We start from the raw sequence: 15,050 nt of genomic DNA, 5'->3' as shown, positions 1-15,050 counted from the left end.
TAACTCGGCAGTAGCAGACAATGGAAGTTCTAGCTGCACCACGGAGGTAGGATTCAACGTGAAAAAGTCTTTGTCCTGCTTCGTTTTTGATGCTTTCAATCTTGCCATTGTCTGCGTACTTCCTTAAAGTGTTTGGGTGCAGTCCCAGTTGTTTGACTGCTTCTCGTAGTGGTACATAAGCCATACTACTATATTAGCAGTTATGAGCATATATAATCTATTGTTAGCAAATAACTAGCTATTGGCTAACCCCTACTCGCTACTGTTAAACGCCAGACTCAATGGTGGGATATGGTTCATCAGGTTCGAGGCTCAACACCTGCTGAATATCCACTTCTTTCTTACCTACGCCATAATCATAGGGGCCTGTAGCTAAGACCGGGAGTTTCTCGAAATTCTCAATGGCTGGTGGTGAGGTGGTGGTCCATTCTAAGGTCAGTCCCCGCCAAGGATTATCACCAGCTTTTTGTCCATACCACCAACTCCAAATGGCATTGATGATAAAGGGTAATGTTGAAATCGCCAGAATATAAGACCCGTAGGTGCAGATTTCATTCAAGGAGGTGAATTTTGGGTCATATTGGGCAATACGGCGGTTCATCCCCATCAGACCCAGTTTGTGCATGGGTAAGAAGGTCATATTCAGACCGACAATGGTTAAAACAGCATGAACTTTACCCCAAAATTCGTTCATCATCCGTCCCGTCATTTTTGGGAACCAGTGATAAATAGCGGCAAAAATTCCTAAGACACTACCACCAAACAGAACGTAGTGCAAATGTGCCACTACAAAATAAGTATCATGAACGTGAATATCAAAGGGGACTGCGGCTAACATTACACCACTAACCCCGCCAATCACGAAGGTTCCTAAAAAGCCCATGGCAAAAATCATGGGACTATTGAGGCTAATTTTGCCACCCCAAATAGTTGCTAACCAACCAAAGATCTTAATCCCAGTGGGTACAGCAATGATCATGGTGGTGATCATAAAAAACATTCGTAACCAACCGGGGACACCACTTGTAAACATATGATGCGCCCAGACGATTAGCCCTAAGAAACTGATAGCCAGAGAAGAATAGGCGATCGCCTTATAGCCAAAAATTGGCTTGCGGGCATGAACCGGCAAAATTTCCGAAATTGCCCCAAAGAAAGGCAAAATCATGATATAAACCGCCGGGTGAGAATAAAACCAGAACATATGCTGGTAAACCACCGGATCCCCCCCGCCAGTGGGGTTAAAAAATGTTGTTCCTGCTAATAAGTCAAAGCCCAGAAGAATCAGCGCCCCTGCTAGTACTGGTGTAGATAGCAACACTAAAGCAGAAGTGGCCAACATTGACCAACAAAACAAAGGCATTTGATGAAAGCCCATACTGGGAACACGCATCTTCAGGATGGTAACAATAAAGTTAATGGCTCCCAAAATCGAGGATGTACCCAATAGCAGCACACTCATAATCCAGATAGCCTCACCCACTTGGCCTGTTACCAAGCTCAAAGGAGGGTAGGAAGTCCATCCAGCATCAGGCGCATCACCCAGGGCTAAACTAGCGATCAGCAACACACCCGCAGGGGGAATCATCCAAAAAGCTACAGCATTCAAGCGCGGAAATGCCATATCTCTAGCCCCAATCATCAGGGGAATGAGATAGTTAGCAAATCCTGCACCTGCTGGCACAATCCACAGAAAAATCATGATTGTGGCGTGCAGTGTAAATAAACTGTTATAAATTTCCGGGCTGACAAAATCTACCTCTGGGGTACGTAGTTCTGTCCGCACCAAGTCAGCCATCACGCCGCCAATGCAGTAGAAAACAAAGGATGTAACTAGGTATTGAATCCCAATTACCTTATGGTCGGTGCTGAAACCAAAAAAGTCTCGCCAATGTCTTTCTTGTGGTTCTTCTATATGAGGCGGAATATTGGCAGTTTTTTCTAACTGAGTTTGTGTCATAAGTTAATTAGTCATTACTCATTAGTCATTGGTCATTAGTCATTAGTAAAATGACTTTCTTCGCTTTCCTGACTTGTTTGTATGGATTGAATGACCATGAATTTATGTGCTTAGTGAGGGATGAAATCCTGACTCAGCTAGCCGCACTGTTTACTCAACAATCTTTTGGTGCATATGATGTAGCATCTCTGGCTGTATACCCATATCCCTAGTGTAAGGACTGAGAAATTCATCTGCGGACAAATCAGCAGGATTAACAGCAACGGCTTGGTTTAGGGTTTCGCTACTAGCAACCAATTGTTCTTGCATCCAAGCTTCATAGGCTTGTTGGGTTTCTACTACTACTTGGGTTTTCATTGCTCCGTGGTAAGGGCCACAAAGTTCGGCACAAATCAGGTCGTAAGTACCAGCTAATCTGGGAGTGAACCGAATTTCGCTTTGTCTACCGGGGATAGCATCTTGTTTTAGGCGGAACTCAGGAACCCAGAAAGCATGGATAACATCATTGGCTGTCATGTTGATTTCCACTTCTCGACCTACTGGAAGGTGTAGCTCACCTGTAGTGACCCCCGTATCAGGATAGGTGAAAAGCCAAGCATATTGTAAACCAGTCACATTAACCCGTAATTCTGGTGGTAGACCAGCCTTTTCGGGACTTCCCCCAATAGTGGGAGCCACACTACCTACACCGGGCGCATTCCGCTTTTGGGGAATTTGGTCAGCATTACGGACTGCTGCTGTGGCTGGGTCTTGCATTGCCTCCTCAGACTGTTCTTGATTTCGGTTCCCCCCTGTGCTGGGGGGTGTATCGCTTAAAGTTGCTGCAATCGCAGCCCCCGGCATTGTCATAGACTCCTGAGTCATCGGCGCTTCATGAACAGAATGGGGATCAAAGCCGCCAATGTCGTTATATACCTCAAAACTATAAACAGAAATACCGAGGACGATAATGGCTGGTATCGCTGTCCAGAGGATTTCTAAAGGCACATTGCCCTCAATTGGTGGTCCATCTTCAAGGTCACCGGCCCGTCGCCGGTATTTAATTGCCGAGTAGATCAAAATACCTTCCACAAGTAAGAATATACCTGTGGAAACGATCATCATGGTGTTAAACAGACCATCCACTAAAACGGCTTCGTCTGTGGCTGCTGTTGGCAACAGACCGTGATTTTGACCGTACCAAAGGCTCGATAGCGTTAGTACGATGCCAATTAGTAGTGTCCAGATGGAACTTGGAATCTTCACGGTTTACTTAAATGAATTTACTACGTTATCTCTATGCTACCCACTTACTAAGGTAGTTCAGGCAATTAAATCTGGAGTCTAATGGTTTTAAGATTTTATTAATTTTTCCAACTAAGTTCATAGTTTTGAGCATCACATATCTATTTTAGAGATTTTTATACATTTATGGCTAGACATAGCTTAGTGTCAATGCTATGTAAAATCCCATAAATATTTCAGATTGGTAAAATTAATCAATAATTATTAATCGTTAACAAATTAAAAAATACCTAAAGCTCGGCTAAAACTAGCTAGAGTGATCCAAAGTATAAGTGCAAGCCAATCTTTTCCACCCGGCTGCATAGGTTAGGGTGTAGATAGATTGGTACTCAAACTTGGAAAATTTAACGGCAGCTCAACCAAGAGCGGGCGGAAGGTACTGTTCATGAATGAATTTGTCCTAGAACAACAAAATGAAGCGGCCGCCGAGCAGCGAAAGCCCCAGGAATTAATTCGTCGCTTGGTGTGGAAAATTTGCATAGCCACCTTGATTTTGATGGCCATAGGCAGTGCCACCCGTGTGATGAATGCTGGGCTGGCTTGTCCGGACTGGCCATTGTGCTATGGGGAATTGGTGCCCACTAGACAAATGAATCTTCAAGTTTTCTTGGAGTGGTTTCACAGATTGGATGCAGGGTTAATTGGTTTGAGCGCCATAGCCCTGGCTGGGTTGTCCTGGTGGTATCGTCGTTGCTTACCCACTTGGCTGCCCTGGGCATCGACATTTGCCCTATTTTTAATCGTCTTCCAAGGGATTTTGGGAGGACTTACCGTTACCCAACTGTTGCGGTTTGATATCGTCACTGCCCATTTGGGAACGGCGCTGTTATTTTTCACTACCCTACTGGTTGTTGGCATCGCGCTGACTCCCTATCAAGGAACTGGAACTGTTGGTAAGTTACCTTGGTTGGGTTTGAGTGCCGTTATTTTTGTCTATCTGCAAAGTATACTAGGCGCTTTAGTAGGGTCTCGCTGGGCCTTACACCAATGCTTTGGTGATTCTCAGCTTTGTAATGTGATGTATAGCCATATTTTTGGCTTGATACCGCCTACTGTGGCTACTTTGGCAGTGGTATTCATATCCTGGCGCACGCCAGCACTCCATCCAGCTTTGCGGCGATTGGCAACTATGGCTGGTGGGTTGCTGATGTTACAAATCTTCTTAGGAGTTGCCACTTTCCGATTACATCTCCAAGTCGAGCTTTTGACAGTTTCTCACCAAACTGTTGGGGCGGCTTTGCTTGGTACTTTAGTAGCTTTTACAGTTCTAGCACTACGCGACTCGGCTATGGCCAGTGAAATCAATGCTTACCCTGTTGCTTCAACAGCGAATGTTATCAGTACACCAATAAATGGAACCAATGCATAACTTAATTCGGGTTCGTTTCCCCATTGCTATGTAGCTTGCCACGGCAGGAAATCAAATTGCCATCACATCTAGCAACAACCCCCAGCTATTAGAAGTGGTAACACCATAAAAACCAAAACTGCTTGCACGCCCAAGAAAAGTCTCAACTTTCACTAGCTAGTCTGAACAAGGGTTTATGGGGGAGCCAGGAAAGATCAGGGAACCTGATCACAATCTTCCCGATCTTCTCCATCCTCCTCATCTTCCTCGTCTTCCCTGAGGATCAGTAACTATTTTTAATGTCAACTCAGTATGAGCAGGGGCTGCATAAAAGTTGTTGAAAAATAAGGAACAAGAGCTAACATGATTGAGACTAATGTCTCTCGCCAAAACCAAACATTTCTCCAAGTCATCCAAAGCTACTACCAACTCACAAAGCCGCGGATTATTCCCTTGCTGCTGATTACCACGGCTGGAAGTATGTGGATTGCTGCTCAGGGACAAGTAGATCCATTGTTGCTGTTAGTAACTCTTACTGGTGGTACTTTGGCAGCCGCTAGCGCCCAAACCATTAACTGTATCTATGACCGGGATATTGACTATGATATGGAGCGGACGCGTCATCGTCCTATCCCTTCTGGTAAGATCCAGCCCCGTGATGCCCTGATTTTTGCCATCGCTCTGGCGGTGATGTCTTTCACCCTACTCGCAGTATTCGCCAATTTACTCGCTGCTTCTCTAGCATTCTCCGGCATTATCTTTTATGTTTTGGTCTATACCCACTGGTTAAAACGCCACAGCACTCAAAATATTGTCATTGGTGGCGCTGCTGGAGCAATTCCCGCTTTAGTTGGTTGGGCGGCTGTCACAGGGACTTTAAGCTGGGCAGCATGGTTAATTTTTGCCATAGTTTTTTTATGGACACCTCCCCATTTCTGGGCGTTAGCGCTGATGATTCGGGATGACTACGCAAAAGTTGGTATCCCAATGTTACCTGTGGTTGAGGGTGATATGGCAACAGTCAAGCAGATTTGGTACTATACACTGGTCACCGTTGGTACTACTATCTTACTTGTTTATCCTTTGCACGCTAGTGGATTTGTTTATGCGGCGATCGCCCTCAGTCTGGGAGGATTATTTGTTCACAAATCTTGGCGTTTGTTACACAGTCCAGAGGATCGCACTGTGGCTAGAGAGTTGTTTCTCTATTCCATCTCTTACATGATGCTGTTATGTTTGGGTATGGTGATAGATAGTCTCCCGATTACCCATAATCTCATGACTATGATCATCACCCAGCTGCATTTTATCAGTTAAAGAATGGGGTACAATTCCCAAAAATCTGATGGTGGGTTAGCGATTACTAACCCACCATCATCTATTCTGCTTGTCAGACTCTCAGCTTGTATGCACTGGTCAATCTAAATCTGACTTTTAAATTAGGATTGATTACGATAGTGTGTGCTATTTATCACAATGCCCACATAATTAACCCTGTTCCCAACACACAAATAATTCCCGCCGCCCCCGCCAGGGGTTTTTTGTTTTTACCAGTCCACCATTCTGAGGCTTTACCAGTATAGCTAATTAGTTGTGCTGTATCTATGGTCGCGATCGCCCATACTAATGCTGTATGTAATCCCCAAGCTATACCCAAACTGCCCCCATCAGTAATCCTGGCTAATACCAGCATCATTCCCATCAGCCATAATCCAGGAATTTGGGGTTTGGTTTCCCGTTGTTCCCATACTAAGTGCAGAAGGGCAAAAATTAAGCTGGAAATTGTTGCTGCTACCCACAGTGGGTAATCACGCTCCAATTCAGTTAACAAGAAACCACGAAAAACTAACTCTTCTATGCCCCCAACTAATAAGGCTATCAATAAAATCGATGGTATAAATTTAATATTTGATTTTTCTAAATAGCACCAGCCTAGCCAGAATTGGGACGTAAACATCATTGCTAGGCTCAATACTCCCAAACCGAAACCCAGCCCTAGGGAACTGAGCAGGGAAACACTGGCCACCAAGCCATAATCTGAAAAAGATTTATGGGATAGCCAAATCACTACCCAGAGAACCAGGGGCGCTAATAAGTAAAGTGGCACTAACAAGGGTAATTTTTGTTCCGGTTGTAAAGCTTTGGTAGGTTGCCAATTCAGTCTGATGGCGATGACTGCTGCTATTGGTAACCAGCACCCTATCCAGGTGATAAAAAATGTCATCACCATAACCAGCATTGATGCATCTTGTATAAATGCTGCTACGCTATTGGATATTTTTATCAAAATAGACATAAAAAAACACGATAGACTTCCTGCTTGTTAATCAAGACTCTACTAGAGTTTGTCACTTGTGCAAGGGGTCTAATCGTATTGTTCCCATGTTACAAAGTTCAAGCAAAGAGAATTAGCGCTTGGCTGTAGTGGTACGAATTAGTTTTGACATACTCACCGATCTTGAAGTATGGCTTACGCCACGCTACGCTATCGGTGATTCTTGACAGTTCACAGTAACTCGCTGCCGAAGCAGTCTTATAGTCACTCTCTGTCCATTTAAAGTCGTGCCGATGCCCCATGCCGACTATTGCATTTTAGCTTTTTGTTGTTTTTTTAGGCAAGTTTTTTTGCAAGAATCAAGAAAAGCCGTCGTAGAACAACGGGGTTTTAAACCCATTTTTTCGATAAAGCCTTGACTGTTAACTTATTCATACCATGGGCAAACTTACTCTTCCAAATCTTCATCGGAGTCTTCTGAGTCTATATCTACTGAAGTCACTTTTTTATCACTTTCTCCCAGTTGAATTAAGTGGATATGTTTATATCCCAGTCTGATTTCAAACTCATCACCCGGCTTTAAGTTCATTGCCTTAGTGTAGGTAGCACCAATCACAATTTGACCGTTTTGATGAACGCTGACACGATATGTCGGTTCACGACCACGACCATCTTTAGGTGCTTCGGGACTCAGAGGAATTCCTCTAGCCGATAGCAGAGCATCATAAAAATCTGTGAGATTGACGCGAACTTGATTATTCTTAGTAACGGTGTAATATCCGCACTGCTTGGCTCTTTCTCGGCGTGGTAAATTAGATAATTCTTTCACCTTAGCAAGCAATGCTTTTCCAGTTAATGGTGCGGTTGCAGTTTCAGTCATTACGCTCAAATTTTCCTTACTTTCTCCAAACTGATAAACAAAGTTGTCTCATGCCAGTATTTGACTACTCATGACTCTGGGGTGAGGGATAAATTCTATTATGGTCACCCACAACAGACTAGAGGTCATGGTGTCCACAAACATTGATTTCAGGGATTTTACGGCACTTTTCACCAGAAATCACCATGGGAAATCAATTGATTTTATGTGTTGGCGCTACTGTAGCAGTGTCACTTTCAGCCACCTGAACAAGTTATTTGAGTGCGACTACAAATAAGTCGTAGACCAAATAAATTGCTGGCTTTCAACTTTCAGTGCTGGCCTTTATTGCCTTTGAGTTGTGAGGTTTTCCCTAATCTGACTCTCCAGACCAAGACAGCATGGTATTTGAATAGGCTCTTACGGACATACACCTTTGTTCTGCCTGTAGAGACGTGAATTTTTTTGTCTCTACATTACGAATTTACAAATCAGCATTAGCGGTGCTTATGCAGCTATTGGTACTGGATTTGTTAGTTCGTAATTTTATATTAAATACTAGCATGAACTAATAATAGCAAAATAATTGTTTAGTTTTTAATTGAACTGCGACTAAAAACTTAAATCTAAATATCTAACCTTGGGGAGTCAAAAAGTGGGATTCATCGGACTTTTTGCCCTATTGAATATTGCAGCGAGACTTTTATAAAAATTCATCTAAATTTAGATGAGGAGTTTTGACAATTGAGTAAAATCCCAAATTTACTTGATTTTGTACACACATCCCCTAAGTGAGGATTGTCCTGATGGTTTATTCTCATGAGACAAACAGCGGATAGAGATTATATACGTCTGTCTTGGGGAAGAATAAATTTTCCCATATCTTGCAAATACCTGCTTATCACCCGATGATATCCCACAGGTTCAGCGCTGACATATACACAAAAAAACTATCCCTTTGCGACTAGATTAGGGATTTTATGCGCCAATGGCTGCCATTACTCTTAACATCAAGAGATATTGAGAAACATGAATGGATTGAGTTTAGATATATTCACTATGCAGGATATGAACCTAGCTGTTTCTCCTGAAAAACCGACTTGTGCTTCTGCTGTGAAACAATTAGGTTAAATATTCCCCCCACCATAACTACATGATTTGCCTTTGATTTGAGAGGTTGACAAGAATCTCAGTTGTAGCACCCCTACAAATTGAATATGAATGGTTATCCTTAAACTAGAATCAGTTGCTCTTGTGTGAGCAGCCTATTAACACTGGGCTGGCCATTAGGGTGAACAAGAGTATAGCTCAAGTGTAACCACCAGGCTTGATTCACGACTTCTGCGGCTGGCAATATAATTTGAAGATTGTGGTTGGTGATAATGGAAGTTTTATTTAAAATCATTCGGCAGCAACAAAATTTCTCTCCTGTTGTACAAACTTACCTTTTACAGGTAGATTCTGGCAATACAATCTTGGATTGCCTCAATCGAATTAAGTGGGAACAAGATGGAACACTCGCTTTTCGCAAAAATTGCCGCAATACAATTTGCGGTAGCTGTGCTATGGGAATCAATGGGCGTTCGGCTTTAGCTTGTAAGGAAAATGTCGGTAGTGAACTAGCTAGATTACCACAAATCCCTGGAGGGGAAAATAACGGCAACACAATTCGGGAAATTACAGTAGCTCCTTTAGGTAATATGCCGGTAATTAAAGATTTGGTCGTTGACATGACTAGTTTCTGGAATCATCTAGATGCAGTAGCTCCTTATGTAAGTACAGCGGCGCGACAAGTTCCGGAAAGGGAATTTTTACAAACACCACAGGAGCGATCGCGTCTTGATCAGACAGGTAATTGTATCATGTGTGGTGCTTGTTATTCTGAATGTAATGCCCGTGAAGTTAATCCAGATTTTGTTGGTCCTCATGCACTAGCCAAAGCCTATCGCATGGTGGCTGACTCTCGTGATGGTGAAACCGAAAATCGCTTAGAAACTTATAACCAAGGAACTAAAGGGGTATGGGGTTGTACTCGTTGTTTCTACTGTGACTCAGTTTGTCCGATGGAGGTAGCACCATTGGAGCAAATCACAAAAATTAAACAGGAAATTCTGCAACGCAAACAAGCCCAAGACAGTCGCTCAATTCGCCACCGCAAAGTATTAGTAGATTTGGTGAAAGAAGGTGGTTGGATCGATGAACGTCAATTTGGTATCCAAGTGGTTGGTAACTACTTTCGGGACTTGAAAGGACTACTGAGTCTTGCACCTCTTGGTTTACGAATGATAGTGCGCGGTAAATTCCCACTTTCCTTTGAACCTTCCCAAGGTACTCAACAAGTGCGATCGCTGATTGAATCTGTACAAAAGAAAAAGAAAACCCCTGATTGATAAATTTCCCAGTCTCTATTTTCAGCGCGGCTCTTGAGGTATATTCAACCTTTGTCCCGATTGTTCATAAACTAAAACATCCCATTGACCATTGTTACTATACTCAAACGCAATCCTGCGACCATCAGCGCTAATCGTAGGGTTGCGGACTTCTGCTAGCAAGTTATTAGTTAAATTTCTCGATTGTCTAGTTTCTCGGTCATAGAGAAAAATAGTAGATCGCCCCTGACGACTAGCCGCAAAAACAATGTACTGACCATTCTCAGCAACACTAGGATGAGAGGCGATGGTATCGAAGGAATTTAAACCCGGTAAATCTACCAAGGTGCGAGTTAGTGTATCGAACATATAAACATCTTGGCTACCCCGGCGATCGCTGGTAAAAACAATATATCTCCCTGAAGTTTGGGGATTTAGTTCCGAAGCTGGACTGTTAAGACTCCGACCACCAGGATCAAAAGGATAATTGACTAAGCGAGGATAGCCGACGCAGCCAGCCAATAAGCCCAACCCAGCAACAAGTATAGGTATAAAAATAGTTCGATTATTCATTTCGTCATTAGTCAATGCTGATGAACACAGATAAATTACCTAACGGATGATTATCTCACACTCGCACCGTTGGGAATATCTAACTCAATATCTGGTCCGCGGTCTAAAACTTCAATATCCCACTGACCACGGCTAGCGGTTTCAAAAACAATATAACGTCCATCTGGGCTAATTCCCGGATTTCTCAACCAGCCGCGATAAGTGGGAGTCATAACTTGTGAATTTTGCGTAGCGCGATCATAAAGTGCTACAACAGGTCTACCTTGGTCACTGGTCAGATAAGCAATGTAACGTCCGGTATAGCTCAGGCTAGGATTTTCAGTAATCGTCCTGGGTCTATTTAAACCCGGTATGCTAACCAACCGTTGTTCTTCCAAGTCATAGACCAACAGTTGGTGAGTACCATTACGATTAGATATAAATGCTAAAAAGCGACCATTTCCACTCAATGCAGGTTGCTCTTCAGTGTAGCGACTGTTGAGGGAAGTAGGCCCTAAGGGTATTTCGTTGGTACTGCAAGATAACAATAAACTAGCAAAGCTAAAAACCAGGCTCCAACGAATTGGTCTTTGGAGCCAAAATCTAGGCGTAAGTCTTTTCACCTCAATTGTCTTCCATCGCCTCCAGACCTAATGCACAGCCAATCGTATTAGATAACACCCTAATCCAAATCGGTCAAATTATCTGGCTCCCGATTGGGGTTTTCTATCGGGTTATATGGTACGTATTCAGTTGGTATTGCATCATCATCAATGGGTCTAGGTGAACTTGAGTCTGGAGACGGCCGGCGCTTTCTGGTTCGGGAAAGGAGATCCTGGTCGCGAGTTTCCCGACGTGGTGGTCTATTAGTGTTACGGCTCGAAGATTTTCTCCCTTCAGTACCTGAAGTATCCCAATCATCAACTTCCCTATCAGCACTCCAATTTTCTGCTTCAAAACTCTCACGACTGCGACTCCCAGGACGGACAGAACTAGGACGACGCTTTCTGTCTGGGGTTTCTGGTCTTTCCCTACCACTGCGGCGTTCTGGGCGGCGAGGTGGTTGATCCTCATAGTATTCATCACGGGGGGAACGAGTATCCCTGCTACCCCGAATACGAGGGCGCACAGGTGGTTCTTCGTCTTCATAGGGAAGGGGTTCTAAGTCTTCTTCTACCTCAGCCTCATATCCCCTGCGATCGTAGGAATAGCTTCTGCTTACTTCTCGATCCTCATCCACAATAGGAGTATTCCGCTTAGCTTGTTGAGTAGCTATACCTCGCAAACGAATACTTTCAACTGCAAAAAATACAGTTGATCCGACTAAAAGCAGCTGATTAAATTGTAAAATTGGGTCTAACCGCCACCCTTGGAAAATGAGAATAAACCCGCAGAGTAAGCCCACTGCTGCAAAGAAAATATCTTGATCTCGTGACAGTTCTGGACGCACAGTGCGGAGAAAATACAGTGCTGCCCCAGACACAGCCAGGAAAATTCCTAGAATACTGGCTGAGTTCGTCCCAAAATTGACCTGAGCCAGAACGCTGGCTGAGTTCAGCCCAAAATTTACCATTGTTCTTTTCCAAATATCAAATCTATGTTAGCGAGTCACAATTAAAATCACTACTCTAATCAGGCACAATATCAACAATATATTGAAGCTTCAAAGCCTCTGGGAAAGAAGCTCTGAAGCTGTTTATCGCCAGCTAGTCAAAGTATAGCTTGTCCTCAGTGGGGGGACTGTTTGCTGTTGGTGCAATTGGGTAAGCTACATCATATTTTTTAACTCGCATAATTCAGCCCCGCAAGATGCCTAGCTGAGAAAATATGCAATGGTGTAAAGACACTGAGATCCTGCTGACAGAGTAACTTTAGGTCTAACCCCACAGTCTTACTCTCGCTACGGTCGTCAAAAACCGTTTACCCAGTCGGCTAAAGTATAAGCCTAGCTTACTGGTTACTTTTCCCCAGAAAAGACCACGGTGGTTTTAACCACCTAGTGGCTTTCCTCTGCGGGCTAAAGTCGCTGATTTTCCAGCTGACCGCGATATTTTTATGAGAGTCAAAGCGACTCTCCCAGGAATTATGAACGCTGGATTTTATCTTTTTGGCTAATGAAAATCAGCCCAACTGTAGCAGGGAGTACTACAATCACACCACCCCAAAACAGACTCCAAAGAAAATTTGCTAATGAAGGCGTCATAGTTCTAAACCTTTTTTTTACACACTTGATCATAATTCTAATATGGTGTCTCGCCAAAAAAGTGCAACATCCTGACTGGTGAGTGAAAAAAAGTATCCTTCCTGGAATTCGTTAAAATTGAACCAAGAACATTCAAACATTGCAGCCTTGCTGGCTTTCGCCTAAATTCTTTCTTAGTTCACAGATAGTAGCTCAAACCAATGACTGGTGTTAACCTGACTGTTTGGATTCTCAGCCCTTTATTGGGACTGATGACATTTCTGTTTATTTTCCGGATAATTCTGACTTGGTATCCACAAGTGGACTTGAATCGTTTGCCCTTTAACCTGATAGCTTGGCCTACTGAACCCTTTTTAGTGCCATTGCGAAAGCTAGTGCAGCCCATAGGAGGGGTAGATATTACCCCTATTCTTTGGGTAGGAATTCTCAGCCTGATTAGGGAAATTCTGCTCGGTCAGCAAGGATTGCTCACCATGATGACTCGCTTGAATTAAGTAATAGGAGTGGGAGTAGGAAGAGGGTAAAAGATTTTAGCACCAGACTAACTGCTTTACCCCCTCCCCCAACCTCTTTTATTTTCCCAAGCCTAAAGGTTCATCTCCTGGACAAAATTGGTGTAGACATTACCTTGCAAGAATCGGGGGTTTTCCATAATCTTTTGATGAAATCCAATAGTAGTGGGAAGTCCGGTAATGGCACACTCTCGCAATGCGCGTTTCATGCGGTTAATTGCAGTAGCTCGGTCTGGACCCCAAACAATTAATTTACCAATCAGAGAATCATAATAGGGGGGGATTTGGTAGTCGGTGTAAACATGGGAATCAATACGGACACCGGGTCCACCAGGGGGAAGATAGCCGCTAATACGTCCGGGTGCAGGGCGAAAGTCATGCTCTGGGTCTTCGGCGTTAATGCGGCATTCAATAGCATGACCTCTTAAGATTACTTGGTCTTGGGTAATCCTTAGTCTTTCCCCTTGGGCAATGCGGATTTGTTCAGCAACTAAGTCCACTCCTGTGACCATTTCTGTTACAGGGTGCTCAACTTGAATCCGGGTGTTCATTTCCATAAAGTAGAACTTACCAGACCTATCTAGAAGAAATTCAACTGTACCAGCCCCAGTAAAGTTGATAAACTGAGCTGCTCTGACAGCAGCTTGTCCCATTTTTTCTCGTAGTTCTGGGTCAAGTGCGGGACTGGGAGCCTCTTCGAGTAACTTTTGATTGCGGCGCTGAATTGAGCAGTCTCGTTCGCCCAAATGGATAACGTTACCGTAATTATCTGCCAAAATTTGGAATTCAATGTGCCGCGGACGTTCAATAAATTTTTCTATATAAACGCCAGAATTACCAAAGGCCGCTCCGGCTTCCCCTTGGGCTGCTAAGAAAAGTTTGACAAATTCACTTTCAGAACGCACTAAACGCATTCCTCTACCGCCCCCACCAGCAGTAGCTTTAATCATGACCGGATAATCCATATCCTTGGCAATTAGCAATCCTTCTTGTTCGGATTCTACTAAGCCATCACTACCTGGTACAGTTGGTACCAAAGCTTTTTGCATGGTTTCTTTAGCTGTGGATTTATCCCCCATGAGCCTTATGGCTTCAGGAGTCGGTCCAATAAAGGCAATATGATGGTCAGCACAAATTTCTGCAAATCTGGCATTTTCTGCTAAAAATCCATAACCAGGGTGAATGGCGCTGGCATTACGTGTTAGGGCAGCAGAAATAATGTTGGGAATATTCAAATAACTTTTACTACTAGCAGGTTCGCCAATGCAAACCGCTTCGTCGGCAAGTTGAACGTGGAGAGCATTCTGGTCAACTGTGGAGTGAACCGCAACCGTGGCGATTCCCATTTCTTCACAGGCGCGGAGAATGCGAAGGGCAATTTCCCCCCGATTGGCAATTAATATTTTGTCAAACTTCATAGAAATACATGGTATGCGGGAAACTCAGTCACGAAGTGTGCTGAGAGGGGAGCGACGCAAGCGGTTTGAACCGTCATGATAATTCATCCTGTTGAGCGTCAAATCAACCGGACTTTAGATTTACTAAACTGTGCAACTTTTAAGCTAATCAAAGCGATTAAACTAGATTAACTACGGCATCCGTCAATTCTGACTTGTCAGAAAGCACGATAGAATCATGGGTCACGGTAAAGGCAGTTGCTTGCAAAGCACGCAATAAAATATTGCGTG

General features: G+C 43.6%; 14 protein-coding genes. 4 read left to right on the top strand and 10 right to left on the bottom strand.

Features of this window, described 5'->3' with window-relative positions:
• The 3 genes from NWP22_RS12050 to NWP22_RS12040 all read right to left on the bottom strand — a co-directional run.
• The coding region (locus NWP22_RS12050; protein WP_271730880.1) for a MerR family DNA-binding transcriptional regulator at positions 1–184 on the bottom strand (184 nt) is incomplete at its 3' end.
• 81 nt (positions 185–265) lie between these two features.
• A complete protein-coding gene (gene ctaD, locus NWP22_RS12045) occupies positions 266–1,960 on the bottom strand; it encodes a cytochrome c oxidase subunit I (RefSeq protein WP_271730879.1) in 1,695 nt (564 codons plus the stop codon).
• A gap of 150 nt (positions 1,961–2,110) precedes the next feature.
• Positions 2,111–3,205: a cytochrome c oxidase subunit II gene (locus tag NWP22_RS12040; protein ID WP_271730878.1), complete on the bottom strand. Its 1,095-nt coding sequence runs from the start codon at positions 3,203–3,205 to the stop codon at positions 2,111–2,113.
• Positions 3,206–3,629: 424 nt separating this feature from the next.
• On the opposite strand from NWP22_RS12040, the gene NWP22_RS12035 reads away from it, so the two are divergent.
• Complete coding sequence (locus NWP22_RS12035; RefSeq protein ID WP_280801936.1) at positions 3,630–4,613, top strand: COX15/CtaA family protein; 984 nt, start codon at positions 3,630–3,632, stop codon at positions 4,611–4,613.
• A 342-nt stretch (positions 4,614–4,955) separates the two neighbouring features.
• The gene (locus tag NWP22_RS12030) at positions 4,956–5,909 is read left to right on the top strand and encodes a heme o synthase (RefSeq protein ID WP_271730875.1); all 954 of its coding nucleotides are present in this window, start codon (positions 4,956–4,958) and stop codon (positions 5,907–5,909) included.
• A 154-nt stretch (positions 5,910–6,063) separates the two neighbouring features.
• On the opposite strand, the gene NWP22_RS12025 is transcribed toward NWP22_RS12030, so the two are convergent.
• Positions 6,064–6,888, bottom strand: coding sequence for a CPBP family intramembrane glutamic endopeptidase (locus NWP22_RS12025; protein WP_280801935.1), 825 nt, complete (start codon positions 6,886–6,888; stop codon positions 6,064–6,066).
• Between the two features lie 427 nt (positions 6,889–7,315).
• Positions 7,316–7,747 carry an AbrB family transcriptional regulator gene (locus NWP22_RS12020; protein WP_271730873.1) on the bottom strand — a complete coding sequence of 144 codons (432 nt, stop codon included), beginning with the start codon at positions 7,745–7,747 and terminating at the stop codon, positions 7,316–7,318.
• A 1,361-nt stretch (positions 7,748–9,108) separates the two neighbouring features.
• Here NWP22_RS12020 and NWP22_RS12015 point away from each other — a divergent pair.
• Positions 9,109–10,116 (top strand): succinate dehydrogenase/fumarate reductase iron-sulfur subunit, encoded by a 1,008-nt coding sequence (locus NWP22_RS12015; RefSeq protein ID WP_280801934.1) that lies wholly within the window; start codon positions 9,109–9,111, stop codon positions 10,114–10,116.
• Between the two features lie 21 nt (positions 10,117–10,137).
• Here the strand turns inward: NWP22_RS12015 and NWP22_RS12010 are convergent, their stop codons facing one another.
• From NWP22_RS12010 to psbX, 4 genes are all read right to left on the bottom strand, one after another.
• Complete coding sequence (locus tag NWP22_RS12010) at positions 10,138–10,668, bottom strand: TolB family protein (protein ID WP_271730870.1); 531 nt, start codon at positions 10,666–10,668, stop codon at positions 10,138–10,140.
• A gap of 50 nt (positions 10,669–10,718) precedes the next feature.
• Complete coding sequence (locus NWP22_RS12005; protein WP_280801933.1) at positions 10,719–11,270, bottom strand: TolB family protein; 552 nt, start codon at positions 11,268–11,270, stop codon at positions 10,719–10,721.
• A gap of 59 nt (positions 11,271–11,329) precedes the next feature.
• Positions 11,330–12,220 carry a Ycf66 family protein gene (locus NWP22_RS12000; protein WP_280801932.1) on the bottom strand — a complete coding sequence of 297 codons (891 nt, stop codon included), beginning with the start codon at positions 12,218–12,220 and terminating at the stop codon, positions 11,330–11,332.
• Between the two features lie 510 nt (positions 12,221–12,730).
• Entirely contained in the window at positions 12,731–12,850 is a 120-nt protein-coding gene (gene psbX / locus NWP22_RS11995) for a photosystem II reaction center X protein (protein ID WP_200987310.1), read from the bottom strand.
• 200 nt (positions 12,851–13,050) lie between these two features.
• Here psbX and NWP22_RS11990 point away from each other — a divergent pair, with 200 nt between their 5' ends.
• Positions 13,051–13,344: a YggT family protein gene (locus NWP22_RS11990; protein WP_271730866.1), complete on the top strand. Its 294-nt coding sequence runs from the start codon at positions 13,051–13,053 to the stop codon at positions 13,342–13,344.
• A gap of 92 nt (positions 13,345–13,436) precedes the next feature.
• Here NWP22_RS11990 and accC read toward each other — a convergent pair whose 3' ends face one another.
• Positions 13,437–14,780: an acetyl-CoA carboxylase biotin carboxylase subunit gene (accC, locus tag NWP22_RS11985; protein WP_271730865.1), complete on the bottom strand. Its 1,344-nt coding sequence runs from the start codon at positions 14,778–14,780 to the stop codon at positions 13,437–13,439.
• Positions 14,781–15,050: the final 270 nt, after the last annotated feature.

The organism is Anabaenopsis tanganyikae CS-531 (assembly GCF_029891675.1).
Lineage (GTDB): Bacteria > Cyanobacteriota > Cyanobacteriia > Cyanobacteriales > Nostocaceae > Anabaenopsis > Anabaenopsis arnoldii.
This window is presented reverse-complemented; position numbering and strand designations above follow the sequence as displayed.

What these genes read in the sequence shown, in the direction of transcription:
- ctaD (WP_271730879.1), bottom strand. Translation starts at nt 1,960, where the DNA reads ATGACACAAACTCAGTTAGAAAAAACTGCCAATATTCCGCCTCATATA.
- NWP22_RS12020 (WP_271730873.1), bottom strand. Translation starts at nt 7,747, where the DNA reads ATGACTGAAACTGCAACCGCACCATTAACTGGAAAAGCATTGCTTGCT.
- NWP22_RS11990 (WP_271730866.1), top strand. Translation starts at nt 13,051, where the DNA reads ATGACTGGTGTTAACCTGACTGTTTGGATTCTCAGCCCTTTATTGGGA.
- accC (WP_271730865.1), bottom strand. Translation starts at nt 14,780, where the DNA reads ATGAAGTTTGACAAAATATTAATTGCCAATCGGGGGGAAATTGCCCTT.
- NWP22_RS12025 (WP_280801935.1), bottom strand. Translation starts at nt 6,888, where the DNA reads ATGTCTATTTTGATAAAAATATCCAATAGCGTAGCAGCATTTATACAA.
- psbX (WP_200987310.1), bottom strand. Translation starts at nt 12,850, where the DNA reads ATGACGCCTTCATTAGCAAATTTTCTTTGGAGTCTGTTTTGGGGTGGT.
- NWP22_RS12035 (WP_280801936.1), top strand. Translation starts at nt 3,630, where the DNA reads ATGAATGAATTTGTCCTAGAACAACAAAATGAAGCGGCCGCCGAGCAG.
- NWP22_RS12000 (WP_280801932.1), bottom strand. Translation starts at nt 12,220, where the DNA reads ATGGTAAATTTTGGGCTGAACTCAGCCAGCGTTCTGGCTCAGGTCAAT.
- NWP22_RS12015 (WP_280801934.1), top strand. Translation starts at nt 9,109, where the DNA reads ATGGAAGTTTTATTTAAAATCATTCGGCAGCAACAAAATTTCTCTCCT.
- NWP22_RS12010 (WP_271730870.1), bottom strand. Translation starts at nt 10,668, where the DNA reads ATGAATAATCGAACTATTTTTATACCTATACTTGTTGCTGGGTTGGGC.
- NWP22_RS12030 (WP_271730875.1), top strand. Translation starts at nt 4,956, where the DNA reads ATGATTGAGACTAATGTCTCTCGCCAAAACCAAACATTTCTCCAAGTC.